This window comes from Sphingobacterium sp. UBA7253, assembly GCF_002472745.1.
Lineage (GTDB): Bacteria > Bacteroidota > Bacteroidia > Sphingobacteriales > Sphingobacteriaceae > Sphingobacterium > Sphingobacterium siyangense.
In genome coordinates, this window is record NZ_DKSP01000001.1 from 1 (window position 1) to 6,104 (window position 6,104).

Consider the following 6,104-nt stretch of genomic DNA (forward strand, 5'->3'; position numbering starts at 1 on the left):
CTTTGGTATGCGCCAACTCAGTAGCGATCCCGATAAGTGCATCAGTACTTCATGACAAAAAAAAAACCGCAATTAAATTTAAACAGGTCTCATGTATTATTAAACTTCGTGATTACATAATTAGGCTTAGATTATGACCCAGATGGCTTTCGCAAAATGGCCTATATCTTTTTGCGCCTGTAATATTGAAGCGTTAAGTTTAAAATAGTGACAACCCGAATTTAATTGCGGCAAATTCGTCGTTTAAGCTCTAAATATAAAGAACGTAAATTTATTTTTTAAAGAAATCCGTCAACAACTGATCAAGTTCCTGTACTGAATTTTCCAAACCCACTTCGTGGTTTTGAGACTGCCGCTCTGCATTAAGCATACGCGTCGCAAATTGCAATACACACATGGATAACAAATCCTGCTTATCTCTCACAGTATAGTTTTCCTGCAATTCCTTTACTTTTTCATTTATCAATTTCGCAGCGTGTCGAATTACTTCTTCCTCCGCGCTCTCCACCCGAAGGGGATAAACACGATCTGCGATATTTATTTTTATGGAAATCTCTCCCATTTCTTTGAGCTTTTTAACGTTGTATTAGTTTGAATCCGATAACACTTCTCCCAACTATTTCAACAAACTAATACACTTGTCTATTTCCCGCACAAAATCGTTAATTTTTTGTTTTGTGTCAAGTATTTTTTCATTAATTGCTTCCTTATCCGTTTCAGAATCTAACGTACGGGCAACTGCCAACGCTTTGACCTTCTCTTCCAATTGCTTGCTCTTATCGTTGCTCGCATCGAAAGCCACTTTTAAGGATTGTACCTCTAATTTAAGCAAATCATTTTCTTCTTGCAAGACTTCGCACAATTGAATTAAATTTTTCGTTTTCTCAACGATCAGATTCATTTGTGAAGACAATGTTGCCATAATATAAATTGAATATTACCAATTAATGTTGTATCTCTAATTAACCACGCACTTCCGCGCCTAGTTCCTTCTCAAAATTAACAATTAATTTTTGAACTATCGCATCAATTTGCTTATCAGTAAGTGTTTTTTCTTCATCCTGCAAGATAAAGCTCAGAGCATAAGACTTTTTCCCTTCCGGAATTTTATCACCTTTATACACGTCAAACACATTTACCTCCTTTAAAAGCTTGCGTTCGGTCTTCTGAGCGACAAATTGTAGCTTATCGAAGCTTACATTTTCGTCGATCAAGAGCGATAAATCTCTGCGTACAGCCGGGAATTTGGAAACTTCTTTATATTGAATGCTATTCTTACGAATAATTTTCATCAAAACATCCCAGTCAAAATCAGCAAAGAAAACCTGACCTTCAACATCTGCTTTTTTCAAATCTGCGTTTGCAATTGCACCAAATGAAACCAAACATTTCTGCCCTTTCATATAGTTCAAACCATAGGCAAAATGGGAACTTGTAGCATCTTGTATCTGAATTCCTTCAATTTTCAGCCTTTTGATAACAGTATCTACGGCTGCTTTTAGGTTATAGAAATTAACTGCATCTTTTTTGCTATTCCATTGCTCAGCTTCATTTTTACCCGCCATGGCAAAAACCAGGTGCTGTGTTTCTTTATAACCTTCACCATCCAGCGCATAAGTCTTACCGAATTCAAAGAATTTCAGATCAAAGTTTCTTCGTTTTTGGTTATATTCAATCGCACTCAAAACAGAAAACACCATATTTTGACGCATCGTATCCAAATCCGAACTCAATGGATTATACAATTTAACCGCCGTTTCGCTATCATCCGCATAGTCCAGCTTTGTTAGGGAGTTGGACAGAATCTCACGAAATCCATTTGCAATGAGCAGATCAGCCAATTGATTTAAGACAACTTCCTTATCTGGCTTTTCAACCGTATTTAAAGAGGCCTTAATCTGTGACTTCAACTCAATATTGTTATAACCGTAAATACGCAACACTTCCTCCACAACGTCTACCTCACGTGTGACATCGACGCGATATGCCGGCACCAACACATCAAGGCCTGTTTCAGTTTCTGAAGTGACTTCAATGCCAAGAGCGACAATAATGGATTTAATTTCTTCATTTGGAATCGCCTGACCGATCAAACGAACCACATTCGCATAGCTCACGTGAAATGAAAACGGTTTAATCACAACAGGATACTCATCCTTTAGGGTAGATGAAATCGTTCCACCTGCAATTTCTTGAATCAATAAAGCAGCGCGCTTCAATGCTTCAACCGTAATATTTGGATCGGTACCCCGTTCGAAACGGAAAGAAGCATCTGTTTTTAAACCATGTCTTTTGGAAGTCTTCCGTACAGAAACAGCATTAAAATAAGCTGACTCCAAAAATACATTGGTCGTTTCGGCTGATACACCAGAATGTGCTCCACCAAAAACCCCCGCAATACACATCGGTTTTTCAGCATCGGCAATCACCAAGTCCTCTGCAGACAAGGTACGCTCCACACCATCCAGGGTAACAAATTTCTCGCCCTCTGTCGCAAGACGAACTAGGACTTTATTTCCCGCAATTTTATCAGCATCAAAAGCATGCAATGGCTGACCTAAATCGTGTAATATATAATTTGTGACGTCGACAATATTATTGATCGGACGAACACCGATAACATTTAATTTCTCTTTCAACCAATCTGGAGATTCGCCAACGCGAACACCAGTAATATTGATACCACTATAACGTGGGCTCGCCTGTGCGTCCGCAACGACCACTGTCGTTCCCTCAGCCTCAGCAGCCTTGAATGCAGAAACATCTGCTTTTAACACTTGTGTACGAAAATGTGCCGCAATATCTCTTGCAACGCCTAAATGCGAAGCTGCATCTGCACGATTTGGTGTTAAACCAATTTCATAACGGTAATCATCCTGGATATTGAAATGATCTTTCACTAGGGTCCCCACGGCAACATCAGCTGGTAATTCAACGATACCGGCATGGGATGTTCCTAAACCGATTTCATCTTCTCCACATAACATACCTTCGGAAACTTCACCACGAATTTTAGATTTGGTAATTTTAAAAGGCTCTCCTGTAAGCGGATGACATGTAGTGCCCACTGTAGCAACAATGACTTTCAATCCTGTACGACAGTTCGGTGCGCCACATACAATGTGCAATAACTCCGGTCCACCGACATCAACGGTAGTTACTCTTAATTTATCGGCATTAGGATGCTGTTCACAAGTTTTCACTTCACCAACAACCAAACCATCCAATCCACCTGGGATACTCTGCACGACGTCCAAAGCTTCTACTTCCAATCCTGTATTTGTCAAGATAAGCGATAGTTCCTCCGGTGTCGAATCTATATTAACGTGTTGTTTTAACCAATTATATGAAATATTCATCTCGAATTTGATTTGATGCACAAACTTAGATAAATTTGAGTTTATATCCAACGTCAATTTACCCTTCATCAACAGTTGGTCTGAATTTAATGCAGTAGGTAGGCTCCTCAAAAGACTTCATTAAGCTAGGCAGCAAGCGATTTTATCTTTTTTGGAAAGTTGATACGATAGAACCAAGTTAGCTATTTGGACCTTAGATTCATACCGAAGGAAGAGATCGTATGAAGGAGTTCATAAACCCCTTCCCAAGGATAATCATATTTATTCATAGGTGATGAATGCTGCGAATGTAGGGGCTTTCCCCGAACGAAACGAATGCAATTATTAATTATAACTTTTATTTACATGAATTAACACAACTTTACACTTATTTACACAAAACAGCAATTTTGGCCTTTTCCAATACACAAAACAGCAATTTTGGCCTTTTCCAATAAACGCAACCTGAGCCTATTTTTTAATGAAAATTCAAGCATTTCCATCAAAATAAATATGTAACTTTGTGCTTTAATTTGAAGAACGTTCAAAACAAACATTTATAATGATTCATTTCTTTGAGAACCCATCGAACACTGTATATGGTGTTCAAAGCGTAAACTCTTTACCACAAGAAGACATTACTAAACTCAACTGGCTATTCGGCAACGCCAAAAAACTAGACGACCAAAACCTTAACCATTACTTTGTAGGACCCCGCGCTGCGATGGTTACTCCCTGGAGTACCAATGCCGTAGAAATCACACAAAATATGGGCATTGCAGGAATTGTTCGTATAGAAGAATTTCAACCGGTACCAGCGGATTTCAATGACTTCGATCCAATGATTTCACAAAAGTTCAGTATGTTGACACAGGACATGTATACCGTCAACATCACACCTGAACCGATATTGGAAATTGAAGACATCGAGGCCTACAACAAATCTGAGGGCCTTGCGCTAAATCCAGAAGAAGTAGACTACCTCAATAATCTTTCGACCAAGTTGGGTCGTCTGCTTACAGACTCGGAAGTATTCGCTTTTTCACAAGCAAATTCTGAACACTGTAGACACAAGATTTTCAATGGTACCTTTATCATTGATGGCGAAGAGCAGCCCACTTCCCTATTTAAATTAATCAAAAAGACTTCTGAAACCAATCCGAACGAGATTGTTTCTGCTTATAAAGATAACGTTGCCTTTGTTAAAGGTCCACGTGTCACACAATTTGCGCCTAAATCTGCCGACAAACCTGATTTTTACGAAGAGAAAGCATTTGATTCGGTTTTATCAGTAAAAGCAGAAACACACAATTTCCCTACTACTGTAGAACCATTTTCGGGGGCTGCTACTGGGTCAGGTGGTGAAATCCGCGACCGTATGGCCGGTGGCCAAGGAGCGATTCCATTGGCGGGTACAGCCGTATATATGACTGCTTATTCGCGATTGGAACAAAATAAATTGGACCTTCAGGCAGGAACAGTAACTGAGCCAGCAAAGGAACTCAACAAAACACGCCCATGGGAAAATGCGATGCAAGAGCGTCAATGGTTATACCAAACCCCAGTTGACATCCTGATCAAAGCTTCCAACGGTGCTTCTGACTTCGGTAATAAGTTTGGTCAGCCCCTCATTACAGGTTCTGTATTGACCTTTGAGCATGAAGAGGATGGCCGTAAACTTGGTTACGACAAAGTCATTATGCAAGCTGGTGGTGTTGGCTATGGAAAACTAGATCAAGCGAAAAAACATACGCCGAAAACTGGTGATAAAGTCGTTATCCTAGGTGGTGAAAATTACCGCATCGGAATGGGTGGAGCCGCTGTATCTTCTGCAGATACAGGAGCATTTGGTTCTGGAATTGAGCTTAATGCGATTCAACGTTCCAATCCAGAAATGCAAAAACGTGCCGCAAATGCTGTTCGTGGCTTAGTAGAGTCCGATCATAACCCAATTGTCTCTATCCATGATCATGGTGCAGGTGGCCACTTAAACTGTTTATCTGAACTTGTTGAAGAGACCGGAGGTTTAATTGACCTGGATGCACTTCCTGTAGGAGATCCTACACTATCGGCAAAAGAAATTATCGGTAATGAATCGCAAGAACGTATGGGACTTGTGATCGCTGAAGATGATATTGACACGTTAAAACGTGTTGCAGACCGCGAACGTGCACCAATGTACACTGTAGGTGATGTCACTGGCGACCACCGCTTTACTTTCGAATCGAAAAGTACAGGTGAAAAACCAATGGATTACGCCCTTGAAGATTTCTTTGGTTCATCGCCAAAAACTTTCATGCGCGATAAAACCGTCGTTCGCAATTATGCTGATCTTGCTTATGATGCAGCCGACATTCCAAACTACTTAAACCAAGTATTACAATTGGAAGCTGTTGCTTCGAAAGATTGGTTAACTAATAAAGTAGACCGTTGTGTTGGTGGCCGTGTTGCCAAACAACAATGTGCAGGTCCATTGCAATTGGCGTTGAACAACGTCGGTGTTATGGCACTTGACTATAAAGGTAAAGAAGGTATTGCGACAACAATAGGTCACTCCCCTGTTGCTGCCTTGGTGGATCCGGCGGCGGCAAGTAGAACGGCTATTGCCGAATCACTTTCCAACATCGTATTTGCGCCAATCAAAAATGGCCTCGCAGGAATCTCCCTATCGGCCAACTGGATGTGGGCGGCCAATAATGAGGGGGAAGATGCCCGCTTATACCAAGCTGTTAAAGCCTGCTCGGATTTTACCATTGCATTGGGAAT

At 40.6% G+C, this 6,104-nt stretch carries 4 protein-coding genes; 1 reads left to right on the forward strand and 3 read right to left on the reverse strand.

The annotated features are described in order from the left end of the window. Positions 1–271: 271 nt before the first annotated feature. Genes B2X72_RS00005 through pheT form a run of 3 tightly spaced genes read right to left on the reverse strand, consistent with a single transcriptional unit; the run spans position 272 to position 3,359 of the window. Positions 272–562, reverse strand: coding sequence for a cell division protein ZapA (locus tag B2X72_RS00005; protein WP_046675831.1), 291 nt, complete (start codon positions 560–562; stop codon positions 272–274). A 54-nt stretch (positions 563–616) separates the two neighbouring features. Further along, on the reverse strand, positions 617–922 hold the full coding sequence (locus B2X72_RS00010) for a hypothetical protein (protein WP_046675830.1): 306 nt from the start codon (positions 920–922) through the stop codon (positions 617–619). A gap of 40 nt (positions 923–962) precedes the next feature. Then, positions 963–3,359 carry a phenylalanine--tRNA ligase subunit beta gene (gene pheT / locus B2X72_RS00015; RefSeq protein ID WP_145327469.1) on the reverse strand — a complete coding sequence of 799 codons (2,397 nt, stop codon included), beginning with the start codon at positions 3,357–3,359 and terminating at the stop codon, positions 963–965. Between the two features lie 541 nt (positions 3,360–3,900). Between pheT and purL the strand changes: the two genes are divergently transcribed. Next, positions 3,901–6,104 (forward strand): phosphoribosylformylglycinamidine synthase (gene purL / locus B2X72_RS00020; protein ID WP_286847963.1); only part of this gene is annotated, 2,204 nt, incomplete at its 3' end.